11 protein-coding genes are annotated in these 12,908 nt (G+C 67.9%); 4 read left to right on the top strand and 7 right to left on the bottom strand.

The window, feature by feature from the left end; translation table 11 throughout:
* Positions 1–35 precede the first annotated feature (35 nt).
* The 5 genes from ABEA50_RS23160 to ABEA50_RS23180 form a co-directional block, all read right to left on the bottom strand.
* On the bottom strand, positions 36–1,067 hold the full coding sequence (locus tag ABEA50_RS23160; protein ID WP_345497883.1) for a LysR family transcriptional regulator: 1,032 nt from the start codon (positions 1,065–1,067) through the stop codon (positions 36–38).
* Positions 1,068–1,082: 15 nt separating this feature from the next.
* Positions 1,083–2,075 (bottom strand): isopenicillin N synthase family dioxygenase, encoded by a 993-nt coding sequence (locus tag ABEA50_RS23165; protein WP_345497884.1) that lies wholly within the window; start codon positions 2,073–2,075, stop codon positions 1,083–1,085.
* Between the two features lie 137 nt (positions 2,076–2,212).
* Positions 2,213–3,199: a lysophospholipid acyltransferase family protein gene (locus ABEA50_RS23170; RefSeq protein ID WP_345497885.1), complete on the bottom strand. Its 987-nt coding sequence runs from the start codon at positions 3,197–3,199 to the stop codon at positions 2,213–2,215.
* Between the two features lie 5 nt (positions 3,200–3,204).
* Positions 3,205–4,032: a GNAT family N-acetyltransferase gene (locus ABEA50_RS23175; RefSeq protein WP_345497886.1), complete on the bottom strand. Its 828-nt coding sequence runs from the start codon at positions 4,030–4,032 to the stop codon at positions 3,205–3,207.
* Positions 4,033–4,503: 471 nt separating this feature from the next.
* Entirely contained in the window at positions 4,504–5,799 is a 1,296-nt protein-coding gene (locus ABEA50_RS23180) for an NAD(P)/FAD-dependent oxidoreductase (RefSeq protein WP_345497887.1), read from the bottom strand.
* Positions 5,800–5,910: 111 nt separating this feature from the next.
* Here ABEA50_RS23180 and ABEA50_RS23185 point away from each other — a divergent pair, with 111 nt between their 5' ends.
* A complete protein-coding gene (locus ABEA50_RS23185; RefSeq protein WP_345497888.1) occupies positions 5,911–6,768 on the top strand; it encodes a LysR family transcriptional regulator in 858 nt (285 codons plus the stop codon).
* A 415-nt stretch (positions 6,769–7,183) separates the two neighbouring features.
* Here ABEA50_RS23185 and ABEA50_RS23190 read toward each other — a convergent pair whose 3' ends face one another.
* A complete protein-coding gene (locus ABEA50_RS23190) occupies positions 7,184–8,140 on the bottom strand; it encodes an electron transfer flavoprotein subunit alpha/FixB family protein (protein WP_345497890.1) in 957 nt (318 codons plus the stop codon).
* Between the two features lie 44 nt (positions 8,141–8,184).
* Positions 8,185–8,970, bottom strand: a complete 786-nt coding sequence (locus tag ABEA50_RS23195) for an electron transfer flavoprotein subunit beta/FixA family protein (protein WP_345497891.1) — start codon at positions 8,968–8,970, stop codon at positions 8,185–8,187.
* Positions 8,971–9,163: 193 nt separating this feature from the next.
* Between ABEA50_RS23195 and ABEA50_RS23200 the strand changes: the two genes are divergently transcribed.
* The 3 genes from ABEA50_RS23200 to ABEA50_RS23210 are packed head-to-tail and all read left to right on the top strand — an operon-like array spanning position 9,164 to position 12,908.
* Positions 9,164–10,018: a class I SAM-dependent methyltransferase gene (locus tag ABEA50_RS23200; protein ID WP_345497892.1), complete on the top strand. Its 855-nt coding sequence runs from the start codon at positions 9,164–9,166 to the stop codon at positions 10,016–10,018.
* A complete protein-coding gene (locus ABEA50_RS23205) occupies positions 10,015–11,658 on the top strand; it encodes a glycoside hydrolase family 57 protein (protein ID WP_345497894.1) in 1,644 nt (547 codons plus the stop codon). Before ABEA50_RS23200 ends, ABEA50_RS23205 begins: the two co-directional genes overlap by 4 nt.
* On the top strand, positions 11,655–12,908 hold the full coding sequence (locus tag ABEA50_RS23210) for a glycosyltransferase family 4 protein (RefSeq protein WP_345497895.1): 1,254 nt from the start codon (positions 11,655–11,657) through the stop codon (positions 12,906–12,908). Before ABEA50_RS23205 ends, ABEA50_RS23210 begins: the two co-directional genes overlap by 4 nt.

The raw sequence follows: 12,908 nt of genomic DNA on the forward strand, positions 1-12,908 counted from the left end.
CGATCCACGCATCGGACGCTATGGGCGCAGGGCCGTCAGTGGGTCAGGGGTTCACCGATCCTGCGAGCGTGTGCGGTGCTGCTGTAGGCCCTGCCACGATGCGCCGGATTCGAGGCCATCCGAACGCCCACACCGTGCACAAGGCCGACAAGACCGGCCAGCGCGCTCGCCCGCACAGGACGAGACGCCGTCGCCAGCGCGATGCGGCGGACCGGCGCGGGACCGTCGACGCGGCGCACCACCACGTCGGCGCGTGCGTCGGCCGCTGCCAACGACGGCACCAGCGAAACGCCGACCCCCGCCGCCACCAGGCCTTGCACGGTCGAATAGTCCTCGGATCGGAAGGTCACCTCAGGGACGAATCCCGCACGGGTGCACGCGGCACGGAAAACGCGGGTGTCGGGGCAAGTGCCGGTCGCCGTACTGACCACCCACTTCTCCTTCGCCAACGCGGCCAGCGCAACGGCGGCGGCGCCCGCGAGACGGTGCTGCGCTGGCAGCACCACGAAGAACTCGTCGTCGAAGATCGGCACGGTGTGCAGGTGCGGGAACTCCTGCGGTTCACCGGGCACTTCGGTGATCACCGCCACCTCGGCCCCGCCACCGTCGAGCAACGCGACCGCCTCCACCGGGTCGGCGGTGATGAGCTGAATCCCGCTGCGCGGGAAGGCGCTTCGGAACTCGGCCACGGCGGCGGGAAGTATCGCCGCCGCCGCGCTCGCGAACGAGGCCACCCGCACCACGTCGTGGTCGGCAGAACTCAGCCGCGCGAGATCACGCTCGGCGGTGGCGATCGCGTCGAAGATGCCAGCGGCGTTGTCGAGCAGACTTCGACCGGCCCGGGTCGGCCGCGTGCCGGAGGGGCCACGGACGACGAGAATGGCACCAACATCCCGCTCCAGAGCGGTAATCTGCTGCGAAATCGCGGACGTGGTGTAGCTCAACACGGTCGCGGCGGCCGTGAGCGAGCCGGATCGCACCACCGCTTCCAGCACCGCCAGCCTGCGCACATCGAACACCAGCCCAACGTAGAACGCGGTCGGGGCGGTGACCACGGTTGCGCTCACCGCGAGCGCATCGGTTCAGTAGGCGCTCGCCGGACCCTTCGGTGTGATGCCGTGGTGCAGTTCGGCGACGTCGGGGTGCGCGCGAGTGCGCGATTTCCACGCGTTCGCGCCGTAGGTGTCGAAGATCGGGTTGTCCGGGTCCGCGTCGACCCCGCGCGAGTGCGCCGCCAGGTCCGGCGGCAGTGTGATGATCGGTATCGTCGCGTCCAGTGCGGGATTGAGGAAATACGGGATCGACACCCGGTCGGTGCCAGGACGCGGCGCGAGCACTCGGTGCCGGGTCGCGCGCAGATAGCCGCCGGTGGCGACCTCGAGCAGCTCACCGATATTGACGATGAACGCGCCGGGAACGGGATCGGCGTCGACCCATTCACCGTCGGCCAGTTCGACCTGCAAACCGTGCGAATCCGGCTCGACGAGCAACAACGTGAGCACACCCGAATCCTTGTGCGCCCCAACGCCCTGCGTGGTGTCCGCGCTGCCCGGATACCGAACCACCTTGATCAGCGTCGCGGGCAGCGCGGCGAAGGCGGGATCGAAGGTGCTCGCCTCCGCGCCGAGCGCTGCCGCCCAGTGCCGCAGCAGGCGAAGGCCGACAGCGGACAGGTCGGTGCTCCACGCCTCCATCGCCGCGCGCAGCTGCGGCAGCGCCGAGGGCCACAGATTGGGTCCCTGCAATCGCCAGTAGCCCTGCGCGTCGGCGATCACCTCCCGTTCGGGGCCGATATCGATCTGTTCACGCCAGTCGACCGCGCCATTGGTGAGCTCGCCACCCAGCCGCGAGTAGCCGCGAAACTGCGGACTCTTCAGCTGACTGATCTCGTCCTTCGCCTCGGGTGGCAGCGCGAAGAAACGCCGAGCGAGCCCGAGCACCTCGGTGAACCGACCAGGGTCGATGCCGTGGCCGGTGAGGTAGAAGAAGCCTTGTTCGTGCGCTGCGGCGAGCAGGGCGGTGCGAAACCGGTCCGGTTCGCGTTCGGCTTCTGCGAGATCGAGAACGGGAAGCATGACTCCACTCTGACCGACATCGCCGGCCGGTGCGCGGTGGCTCGCGCGTTGCTATGACCGTATGAAGCAAGTGTGCACGCCCGCGGTCGATCGCGAATCGGCTGCGGGCGGGCGCACTCGGCGTACGCAGCGCGCCGTCAGGCGGCCTGCGTTCGGTGTCCTCGGCCACGCAACAGCGGACGACGCCGTGGCCGCCGCACCGGGTCGGCCGCATCCGCGCCGACCGACGGGTCCTGCACCCTGGTGCTGCCCGCCTCGATCCACTCGGTGCTTTCGCGTGCGTCGTGACCCGACGGCGTCGCGCCGCGCACGGCGGCCTCGCAGCGCCGCGCCAGCGCACGCCGGTCGGTGCCTGGCTCTTGCACCCGCTCCAACACCACTTCGGCGACCATGCCGCGCGAACGGAGCACGCGACCAGCCGACGACGCGAAGGTGTCGGCCCCGACGAAGGCGGGCACGGTGCACTGCGCACCGTTTCGGTCCAGATACCGCAGCCGCACCGGCTGCACCGGCGTTCCGGTATCGACGGCCGCCTGGAACAACGCGGGCCGCATGTAGCCGTAGGCGCGGCCACACCACGTGGTGCCCTCGGGGAAGACACCGACCCGGTCACCGGCCACCAGCCGTTGACCGAGCTGATCCACCACGCCGGGCAGCTCGCGCAGGTGCTCACGTTCGATCGGGATGACCCGCATCAGCTTGGCGAGGCCGCCGAGCACCGGCCAATCCACCATGTCCGCGCGGGCGACGAAACCGAGCGGCTGCACCGAGGCCATGGCGACGATGTCGGTCCAGCCGATATGTCCCGCCACCACAAGCACACCACCGCCGGTGCCGTAACCGACGGGAGCGCTCGTGCCCCGGTTGTCAACGATACGCAAGCGAATTCCGAGGCAGCGCAACAACATTCCCGCGTACCGGCGTTGCAGGCTCTCCCGCTTGCCGCGCGGTGTGACGACGTGCAGCAACGGAAAGCTGAACAGCAAGCCCAGCACAGCGAACAGGCGGCCGATCACCAGGACGGTGCCGACTCGATCGGCCTGCTCGATGCAGCCGGACCCACACGGGCTAGACGGCATCCACGCGTGCGCGGTCGTGGTGGCGGGCGGTGCGTCGAAGACCATCGCCCTCACCGCCCGCCGTCGAGCGAGGCCGCGGCATCGCGTAAACGGTTGAGGTAGCGCGTGTTCATGGTCTCGATGCCGAGCAGGCAGACGAAGTCGGCGACCGCGAAATCGGGATCGTGCGCGGGTTCGCCACAGATCTCGGCGTTGAGCCGCAGGTAGCCGCGCAGCAGCGGCGGAACCTTCGCCCGCGCGGGCGGCGCGATCTCCTCGAGCGTCTTACCCTCGACCACCACCGGGTTGTACGGGCGCACCCGCCGCTGCGGATCGTTGCCGTGCTTGGCCAACACGAAGTCGCGCACACCGCGCACATTGGCGCCGGGCTGGTCGTCGGGGTTCTCGCGCATCGGCACCGACACACAGCCCATCACCCAGTCGTATCCGGTGAGTTGGATGTAGTGCAGGATGCCCGCCCACATCAGCGTCAGCACCGAACCGTTGCGGTGCTCGGGAACCACACAGGCGCGGCCCATTTCGACGATTCGGTGGCCGACCGGATCCAGCGGCGCGAGGTCGAACTCGGTGGCGGTGTAGTACCCGCCGGTCGCGGCAAGCCGGTCCGGCGGCAGCATCCGATAGCAGCCGACGAACTGCTCGGTGCTCTCGTCGCGGACGAGGAGGTGATCGCAGTGCTCATCGAAACGGTCCGCGTCCATTCCGGTGCCGTCGTCGGGGATCTGGAATCCCGGCTCACCGGAGAACACGTTGTAGCGCAAGCGCTGCGCCGCCGCGCGGTGCTCCGCGTCCGAGGCGACAACCAGCGAATATCCTGAGCGTTGGGCGCCGGCGTCCGTCGATCGCGCCGGGGCTGACAACACGGACGAAATAGTCATATCCGTGATGAAGCCAGTCGGATGCTGCGTCGGGGCAACCTCGAAGTGTCCCCGCGATGCCCGTTCGGTGAACGAGACGGCGGTCACACCCGGGGTTCACCGATTGGTCGCGTCACGTTCGCACTCGCCGGGGCGGTACCCACTCCGACGGACCGTCAACCAGCGAATTTCCTTGTCGCCGCGCCGCGCTCGTCCACGCCGGAACGAACTACATTGCCACACACCGTAGCCACCAACCTAGTCGGGCCGGTCGGGCGAACCGCCTCGATGTCGCGCCGCGGCTCGACCGGCCGGCTCCGGCTCGGCACCACCGTGGTCGGCGTTCGCGCCGCAGGCGGAACAACCCGTGGTCAGGCCGTACCCGCGCGGCCCGAACCTCGAATCGCAGGGCCATCGCACCGGGTGCCCGTCCGATCCCCTGTGACGGTTCGGGTGCGCCGTTTCCAGGCAGGGAGGCGACGCCGAGCGCGCTCAAGCTGCGGTGTACTCCGGCACCTTCGGCGCCTTCTTCGCTGCCCGACGGACCTCGGCGAAGCCGGGGCGCCCTCGGCCGATGAACGCCACCAACCAGGACACCACCGCTGCGAACCGGTTACGGAAGCCGACCAGGTAGAACAGGTGCACCGCGAGCCACATGAACCAGGCGATCACGCCGCGGAAGGTGATGCGCTCGTTCAGCTTCGTCACCGCGCTGAACCGGCTGATCACCGCCATGCTGCCCTTGTCGACATAGCGGAACGCGGTGCCGGGCAACGTCTTGCGCCGGATGATGTCGGCGGCGTGCCTGCCCTCCTGCATCGCGACCGGCGACTGGCCGGGGTAACGGTTGAGCGAGGTCATGTCGCCGATCGCGTAGATGTCGGCGTAGCCGCCGACGGTCAGGTCGGGGTTGATCAGCAGGCGCCCAGCCCGATCGGTCTCGACGCCGGTCGCCTCGGCCAGGGTCGCGGCGAACCCGCCGACCTGCACACCGGCCGACCACACGACGGTCTCGGCCGTGATCGCGCGTTCGGTACCCGCCTTGTCCTTCACCGTCACCGAGCCCTCCTCGATGTCGGTAACGAAGGTCCCCAACTGCACGTCGACGCCGCTGCGGGTGAGCGACTTCTTCGCGTACTCCGACAGCCCACCGCCGAACGGGGGAAGTACCTCACCGGCGCCCTCGACCAGCGTGACCGAAACTTCCTGGTGGAAGTACCGTTTCGCCAGTTCCGTCAGCTGTCCGGCGACCTCGACGCCGGTCGCGCCCGCACCGACCACCACGAAGCTCAGCAGCCTGCGCCGCGTTTCCGCGTCGGCGTGTTCGGCCTCGGCGAAGACGCGCTGAATCTGCGCGCGCAGCAATTTCGCGTCGTCGACGGTCTTGAGCGAGTAGGTCTTGTCCGCGAAATCGTCGCGCCCGAAATAGGACTGGCTCGCACCCGTGGCCGCGATCAGCGAGCCGTACCTGATCCGACGGCGCTCGCCGTCGTTCTCATAGGTGAGCACGGCGCGATCGGGGTCGACCGCGACCACCTTGCCGAGGCGCACGTCGGCCTCACGATGACGGCGCAGAATGCCCGCGATCGGCGGGGCGATCTCCTCCGACGCGAGAACACCTGTCGCGACCTGGTACAACAGCGGTTGGAAAAGATGCTCCGGCGTGCTGGAGATCAGCACGAAGTCGACCCCCGACTTGGCGAGTTGTTTGGCGGCGGCCAGGCCACCGAACCCCGACCCGACAATGACGACTCCCGCGGTTTCGATTCCCGCTTCAACGAACTGCATGACAGCCTCCTTCTCTCATGATGAACCGTCATCGGGAACGCAGATATTTCACGAGTTAGGGCGCATACTTTAGATGACTCTTATCTCGATACGTAATCAATAGGAGGTGCCGTGGAACTTCGGCAGCTCACCTACTTCGTCGCCGTCTGCGAGGAGCTCAGCTTCAGCGGCGCGGCGGCACGGTGCTTTATCTCACAGTCGGCGATCAGCCATCAGATCTCGCGCCTCGAGCGCGACCTCGGCGTGCAATTGTTCGAGCGCTCGACGCGCTCGGTGGTGCCCACCGACGCCACCGCGCGCGTGCTCCCGCTGGCGAAGCAGATGCTCAGCCTCGAATCCGCGATCCGCGCGGCGGTGCGCACCGTGGGCCCGCGCATCCGGCTCGCCGCCAACATGTCGTTCGCGACCCGCTCGCTGTCGGCCATCGCGGGTGCGCGTGCCGCGCATTCCGAGGCCGAGATCGAGTTCGTGATCAAGCCGTTCCGCCAACGGATCACCGCGGTGGTCGACGGCGATTGCGATCTGGCACTGATCCGAGGCAGCGTCGAGCAACCGGGACTCACCGTCGAACAGCTCTGGATCGAGGACCTGGTGATCGCCACCTCGAGCGCGCATCCCTTGGCCGGACGCGAGCGAGTGACCCTCACGGACCTGAGCCCCTACCCCCTCTTGCTTCCACCCGAACAAGAACAGGTGTTACTGCACAACGTGATTCGGGCCGCGTTCGCCGAATTGGCCACGGGCCCGACCTTCGGCCCGCCCATCCCACCGGACCACACGGCGAGCCTGGAACTGATCAACCGTCCCGAAGCGTGGACGGTGCTCTACGCCGAGAGTTCGACCGAAGGCCTTGTCGTGCTCGAACTCTCCGAGCACAAACTTCGCATCCCGGTCTCGGCGGTCCTGCGCGCCGACGCCAGGCGCTCCCCGATCCTCACCACCTTGCTCAACGCGCTGCACCGGCCATAGGCGGCGAGTACGTATTCGAGCGGCCTACGCCACGAACCGAATTCGTGCGACAGCTACCTTCACGGCGACCGGCCGAGACCGCTGCAATCCCAACGCATCGGCTCATTGCCGCGCCAGCGACCCGGCTGGTCGTCTGTGCCCACGCGGGGCACCCACGGCCACCGACACACCGGTACAAAGGTCGCACGCCCCGGCCGAATCGATCCTGCGACTCCGAATCACGGGCCTCGCTCGTCCGACGAGGAGCGCACCAGGTGTCCACCCGTTGAGCACCGGCCCCGCGCCGACCTATCGATAAACAGACGCGGTCGCCGCAACCTCTCGAATCGAGAGTGTTGCGACGACCGCGTGCACCCGAGGTGCGTCGGGACATTCTGTGCCCGAGCGACGAACCGGCGAACCGGTCCGCGTCAACTCAGCCCTTGTGCGACTTGACCGCCTCGGTCAGCTGCGGGGCGACATTGAACAGGTCGCCGACGATGCCGTAGTCGGCGATCTCGAAGATCGGCGCCTCTTCGTCCTTGTTGACCGCGACGATGGTCTTCGAGGTCTGCATTCCGGCGCGGTGCTGGATGGCACCGGAGATGCCGAGGGCGACATACAGCTGCGGCGAGACCGTCTTACCGGTCTGACCGACCTGGAACTGACCGGGGTAGTAACCCGAGTCGACCGCGGCACGCGAGGCACCGACGGCCGCGCCGAGCGAATCGGCCAACTCCTCGACCACGGTGAACTTGTCGGCCGAACCGACACCGCGACCACCCGACACGACGATGGTCGCCTCGGTGAGTTCCGGACGGTCGCCGCCGACGATCGGCTCACGCGCGGTCACCTTCGTGACGCCGTCTTCCTGCGCGGGCACCTCGACGGTGACCTTCTCGCCCGCACCCGCCTGCGGTGCGGCATCGACCGCACCGGGACGCACCGAGAACACCGGCACATCGCCGCTGGCCTTGGCGTCGACGGTGAACGCGCCACCGAAGATGGAGTGCACCGCGCTGCCGTCGGACTTGACGTCGATGACGTCCACCAGCAGGCCGGAGCCGATGCGGGCGGCGAGGCGGCCCGACACCTCCTTGCCTTCGGCGGAGGCCGCGACCAGAACCGCGGCGGGCGAGGCCTGCTCGGTCAGTCCGGCGAGCACGTCGACCTTCGGGGTGACCAGGAAGCCGTCCACGTCGTCGGATTCGGCGACGTAGATCTTCTCGGCACCGGCGGCGGCGAGCGCGTCGGCGAGCTTCTCACCGGTGCCTGCCGCGCCGAGCACGACGGCGGCCGGTTCACCGAGCGCGCGAGCTGCGGTGAGCAATTCGGTGCTGACCTTCTTGATCGCACCTTCGGCGTGCTCGATGAGCACGAGTACTTCTGCCATGTGTGTTCTCTCCTAAGAAGTCGGTCCGCGAGACAGTGTCGCGATCAGATGACCTTCTGGCCGACGAGGTACTGGGCGATCTTGGTGCCGCCGTCGCCTTCGTCGGCGAACTTCTCGCCCGCGGTGCGCGGCGGCTTCGGGGTGGCGGCGCTGACCGAGGTGCCCGAGTTCGCGACACCCACCGTCGAGGCGTCGACGCCGAGGTCGGCGAGCGTGAAGGTCTGAACTTCCTTCTTCTTCGCGGCCATGATGCCCTTGAAGGACGGGAATCGCGGCTCGTTGATCTTCTCGGTGACGCTGACGATCGCGGGAAGCGTGGCCTCCAGCTTGAAGACGCCGTCGTCGGTCTCGCGCTCGCCGGTGATCTTGTCGCCGTCGATGACCAGCTTGCGCAGGTGCGTCAGCTGCGGCAGGCCGAGGTACTCGGCGATGATAGCGGGCACGGCACCGGCGCGACCGTCGGTTGCCTCGTTACCGGCGATGACCAACTCGACGCCCTCGACCTGACCGAGCGCGCTGGCGAGCACCCACGCGGTCTGCACGGCGTCGGAGCCGTGGATCGCCGGGTCGTTGATGTGGATGGCCTTGTCCGCGCCCATCGAGAGCGCCTTGCGGATGGCCTCGGTGGCGCGGTCGGGACCGGCGGCGAGCACGGTGACCTCGCCACCCTGAGCCTCTTTGAGCAACAGGGCCTCTTCGACGGCCCGCTCGTTGATCTCGTCGAGCACGGCGTCGGCGGCTTCGCGATCGAGGGTGAAGTCACCATCGGTCAGCTTGCGCTCGGACCAGGTGTCGGGAACCTGCTTGATGAGTACGACGATGTTCGGCATCGGTCTTCGTCGACCTCCTGTTCTGGGTTACACGTGAATGGTGGTCGCACGAGCTGCGCCGTACGTCCGTGTGAATAGCTCAGAGCGAGACATTACCCTACCTTAAGTTACCCGCCGGTAACTTAGTGCCGATGCCCACACAAGACAGGTGCGGACGATCAGCACCGCCGTCCCTACCAGTAACGTCGGAACGATGAGCGACGCTGTGATTCCCGCCGCAACGGGCCGGACGACCGGTGTGACCGATACCGCATCCGCCGGGCCCGACACATCGACGAATACTGTCGACCCGCTGCCGCTCACCGGCGAGCGCACCGTGCCGGGCATCGCCGAGGAGAACTACTGGTTTCGCCGCCATGAGATCGCCTACACCGAACTGCTCGACCGCTGCGCGGGAAAGACCGTGCTGGAGGCCGGATCCGGCGAAGGGTACGGCGCGAACATGATCGCCGACGTCGCGACGAAGGTGATCGGCGTCGATTACGACGCGAGCGCGGTCGAGCACGTACGCGCGCGTTACCCGCACGTCGAGATGCGCCAAGGCAATCTCGCGGAACTCCCGCTGACCGACGAATCGGTCGACGTCGTGGTGAATTTCCAAGTGATCGAACACCTTTGGGACCAGTCCCAGTTCCTGCGCGAGTGCCTGCGGGTCCTGCGCCCCGGCGGCGAACTGCTGATCAGCACACCCAACCGCATCACCTTCTCCCCGGGTCGAGACACACCGCTCAATCCGTTTCACACCAGGGAACTGAACGCCGCCGAGCTGACCGAACTGCTCATCGACGCCGGATTCGAGATCACGCTGACGGCGGGCATCCACCACGGCCCCGCACTGAAAGCGTTGGACGCCAAGCACGGCGGGTCGTTCATCGACGCACAGATCGAGCGCGCGCTCGCCGGACAGCCGTGGCCCGCCGACCTCACCGCGGACGTCGCGTCGGTGACGACCGATGATTTCGTCCTCATCGCGCAAGAAGCCCCCCAAGCACGCGAATCCATCGACGCGAGCCTCGATCTCGTCGCGATCGCGGTCAAGCCACAGTGACCGGCTCCGTACCCGGACAGTTCACGCTGGTCCTGCACTCCCATCTGCCATGGCTGGCCAACCACGGACGCTGGCCGGTCGGCGAGGAATGGCTTTACCAGTCCTGGGCCTCGTCCTACATTCCCCTGGTCAGGGTATTGAAAACCCTTGCCGCAGAAGGTAGATCACACCTCTTGAGCCTCGGGATCACTCCCGTGCTCGCGGCACAACTCGACGACCCGCACTGTTCGGCGGGCATGCACCACTGGCTGGGCAACTGGCAGTTGCGCGCCGACGAAGCATCGATGGCCGGCAATCGCGCGCTCGGCAGGCACGAGCATCGACTCGCCGCCGAAGCGCTCGCCGATTTCGAACGCTACTGGCGTCACGGCGCCGCACCGGTGTGGCGCGAACTCATCGACGCCGACGCCATCGAACTACTCGGCGGGCCGCTCGCCCACCCCTTCCAGCCGCTGCTCGACCCGAGGCTGCGCCGATTCCAACTCGCCGAAGGTCTGGTCGACGCCCGGCTGCGCTGGGGCAGGACACCCGAGGGAATCTGGGCGCCGGAATGTGGATACACGCCGGGCATGGAAACCGAGTACCAGTCGGCGGGCCTCACCCACTTCATGGTCGACGGACCCGCGCTGCGCGGCGACACCTCGTTGGGTCGGCCGGTGCACGACTCCGATGTGCTCGCCTTCGGCCGCGATCTCCAAGTCAGCTACCGGGTGTGGTCCCCCAAGTCGGGCTATCCGGGACACAGCGCCTATCGTGACTTTCATCACTACGACCACGCGACCGGACTCAAGCCGTCCCGTGTCACCGGAAAAACGGTGGACGGGCCGGACAAGGCACCGTACGACCCCGAACTGGCGACCACTCAGGTGAGCAGGGACGTCGAGGATTTCGTGCGCACCGTGCGCGAGCGACTGATCGCCGAATCCGAACGAATCGGGCGACCCGCGCTGGTCGTCGCCGCATTCGATACCGAACTGTTCGGCCACTGGTGGCACGAGGGCCCGCAATGGCTGGCCGAGGTCTTGCGCGCGCTGCCGGAGGCGGGCATCACCGTCGGCACACTCGCGGACGCGCGCGACCGAGGATTCGTCGGCAGCCCTTTCCCCCTCGCCGATTCGTCGTGGGGCTCCGGCAAAGACTGGCGAGTGTGGGCCGGTGACCAGGTCAACGACCTGGTCGAGCTGAACGACGACATCGTGCGCCTCGCCCTCGACACCGTCGACAAGACGCGCGACACCACCACCCTCGCGCTGCGCGATCACCTCGCGGACCAATTGCTGCGCGAAGCCATCCTGACCGTCTCCAGCGACTGGGCCTTCATGGTCAGCAAGGACTCCGCGGCAGGGTACGCACGCGAGCGCGCACACCTGCACGCACATGCCGTGCGCGAAATCGCCGGTGCCCTCGGCGCGGACCAAGTCGGCAAAGCACGGCAATTGGCGGCAGGATGGGGGGCGGCTGACGGACTTTTCCCCGGTCTGGACGCGCGGCGACTCGATGCCACCGCGCCGCAGGACATCACGCGCCCCGCCGCAGCGGGCAACAACCCCACTGCGACGAACCGAGGCGACGGTGGTCAGGTCGAATCGGTATCAGCCGGGCCAGCCGCCGAAAGACGTGTCGCAGAAGGACATACATGAAGATCTTGATGGTGTCGTGGGAGTACCCACCGGTCGTCGTCGGCGGGCTCGGCAGGCATGTGCACCACCTCGCGGTCAGCCTGGCCGAAGCGGGCCACGAGGTGGTCGTGCTCGCGCGCCGTCCCTCGGGCACCGACTCCTCGACCCATCCGACCCATTCGTTCATCGCCGAGGGCGTGCTCGTCGTCGCGGTCGCCGAGGACCCGCCGTGCTTCGACTTCGGCGAGGACATGCTGGCGTGGACGCTGGCGATGGGGCACGCGATGGTGCGCGCCGGCGTCGCACTCGGCCAGCCGGGCATCGGCGACGGCTGGGCACCCGATGTGGTGCACGCGCACGACTGGTTGGTGGCCCACCCCGGCATCGCGCTGGCCGAATACTTCGACGTGCCGTTGGTGTCGACCATTCACGCCACCGAGGCCGGGCGGCACAGCGGCTGGGTCGCGGGCCGGGTGAATCGCCAGGTGCACTCGGTGGAATGGTGGCTGGCCAACGAGTCCGACGCGTTGATCACCTGCTCCACCTCGATGCAGGACGAAGTCGAACGACTCTACGGCCCAGAGCGTGTGCCGATGACGGTGATCAGGAACGGAATCGACGTTCGCGCATGGACTTTCCGCGCCCGCGCGCCGCGCACCGGCCCGCCCCGGCTGCTCTATGTCGGCCGTCTCGAATACGAGAAGGGCGTGCAGGACGCCATCGCGGCTTTGCCACGCATCCGCCGCGCGCACCCCGGCACCACCCTCACCATCGCGGGCGTTGGCACCCAATTCGACTGGCTGCGCGAACGCGCACGCGTGCACCGGGTAGCCCGCGCGGTCACCTTCGTCGGCCAACTCGGCCACGCCGAGCTACTCGGCTGGCTGCACGGCGCCGACGCGATCGTGCTGCCCAGCCGCTACGAGCCGTTCGGCATCGTGGCGTTGGAAGCCGCGGCCGCTGGCACGCCACTGATCACCTCCACCGCAGGTGGACTCGGCGAGGCCGTGATCGACGGCATCACCGGTGCCTCGTTCGAGCCCGCCGATGTCGATGGTCTGGTCGAGGCCACCCTGGCCACCCTCGACGACCCGCTCGCGACACAGCGGCGCGCCGACACCGCGCGGGAACGCCTCACCGCCGACTTCGCCTGGGATGTCGTCGCGACCGAGACCGCCCAGGTGTACCGGGCGGCGAAGCGTCGGGTGCGTAATCCGCTCGGCCGTCCCGTCATCGTGGAACGTCCACTGCCCGAACGTGATCCGAAGTAA

Origin of the sequence: Nocardia callitridis (genome assembly GCF_039543305.1) — a bacterium.
GTDB classification, from domain to species: Bacteria; Actinomycetota; Actinomycetes; order Mycobacteriales; family Mycobacteriaceae; genus Nocardia; species Nocardia callitridis.

Coding starts and splice junctions, on each gene's coding strand:
- ABEA50_RS23165 (WP_345497884.1), bottom strand. CDS start 2,075: ATGCTTCCCGTTCTCGATCTCGCAGAAGCCGAACGCGAACCGGACCGG.
- ABEA50_RS23170 (WP_345497885.1), bottom strand. CDS start 3,199: ATGGTCTTCGACGCACCGCCCGCCACCACGACCGCGCACGCGTGGATG.
- ABEA50_RS23175 (WP_345497886.1), bottom strand. CDS start 4,032: ATGACTATTTCGTCCGTGTTGTCAGCCCCGGCGCGATCGACGGACGCC.
- ABEA50_RS23180 (WP_345497887.1), bottom strand. CDS start 5,799: ATGCAGTTCGTTGAAGCGGGAATCGAAACCGCGGGAGTCGTCATTGTC.
- ABEA50_RS23190 (WP_345497890.1), bottom strand. CDS start 8,140: ATGGCAGAAGTACTCGTGCTCATCGAGCACGCCGAAGGTGCGATCAAG.
- ABEA50_RS23195 (WP_345497891.1), bottom strand. CDS start 8,970: ATGCCGAACATCGTCGTACTCATCAAGCAGGTTCCCGACACCTGGTCC.
- ABEA50_RS23200 (WP_345497892.1), top strand. CDS start 9,164: ATGAGCGACGCTGTGATTCCCGCCGCAACGGGCCGGACGACCGGTGTG.
- ABEA50_RS23210 (WP_345497895.1), top strand. CDS start 11,655: ATGAAGATCTTGATGGTGTCGTGGGAGTACCCACCGGTCGTCGTCGGC.